At 55.6% G+C, this 1,311-nt stretch carries 1 protein-coding gene; it reads right to left on the reverse strand.

The window, feature by feature from the left end:
• Nucleotides 1–1,311 (reverse strand): ferrous iron transport protein B (gene feoB / locus AC2VLY_RS03920; protein ID WP_486921796.1); only part of this gene is annotated, 1,311 nt, incomplete at both ends.

A 1,311-nucleotide genomic window follows, 5' to 3' on the forward strand; every position in this document is an offset into this window, starting at 1 on the left:
TAGCGCATCCCGCAGTTGGCCGATAATGTCGGGCTGCCGGTAATCAGCCATCAAATCCGCCGCATTTTGGCGTTGATAAATACCATTGAGGGTGCCGATGACGATTTCCTTGGCTGCCGCGCCGGCAATGAGGCCGGATACGGCGGGCCAGTTGTCAGTCTTGATGCCCATGGGTGCGAATATCGGAACCAATGCCTGACTGCCCTGGGCAAGCAGGGAGTGATCAATGTCCGTGCTGCGCAAGCCCTGACTGGTCCAGCCGATGCCGGGCAGGATGAAGAGCACCAGACCGATGACCGCGATGACCTTGCCGACCCGGAAAATAAAGACCTTCAGGCGCTGCCAGCTTTGCAGGACGACGCTGCGGAAACTGGGCAGGCGGTAGGGCGGCAGTTCCATGACAAAAGGCATGGTTTCACCGCGCAGGGCCGTTTTCCCCAGTAACCACGCCGTGAGCAGCGCGACCACTATGCCCAGAACATATAAGGCAAATACGACCTGACCACCATTGCTGCGGAAAAATACGACCGCAAAAGCCATGTAGATGGTGAGACGCGCCGAGCAGGACATGAAGGGTTGCATCAACACGGTCAAAATGCGTCCACGCGGATCTTCGATAATACGCGCACCCATAATGGCCGGAACATTGCAGCCAAAACCAATGACCATGGGCACCAGCGCATTGCCGGGCAAGCCCATGCGCCGCATCAGGCGATCCATGGCATAGGCGGCGCGCGCCATATAGCCGGAGTCATCCAGAAACGCCAGAAAGAGAAAAGTAAGACCAATGGGGGGAATAAAGGAAATCACCAGATTGAGACCGCCGCCAACCCCGCCGGCAATCACCGAAATCAGCCAGTCCGGTAACCCCGCCAGCAACAGGAGATGACCGGTTCCATGGATGAGCAGGGCCGCAGAAGCCTGATCAAAAAAATCCAGGAAAATATTGCCGCCACTGAAACTCACGACAAACACCAGATAGAGAACCAGCAAAAATATCGGTACACCCAGCCATTCATTGAGAACAATGTGATCCAGATGGTGATTGATTTTTTCACGCAGACCCTTTTTCCCATGGGCTTGCAGGGCTATACCTGCCATGTCGTGAGCCCAGGAAAAACGTCGATCCATGACCAGGTCAGCGGGATCCTCATCACTGATCAACTCAATATGCCGGCGCAAGCCTTTCAGGATTTTCGCGTTCTGATCTGAAGAGGGTTGCGCAGAGCCATCCAGAAGACGCAGAGCGTCCACCCTGGTTCTGGCAGTGGTTTGTCCGCTTATTGCTGTGCCCAGTGTTTGCAGCGCTTC

The organism is Acidithiobacillus sp. TH-A36 (assembly GCF_057473445.1).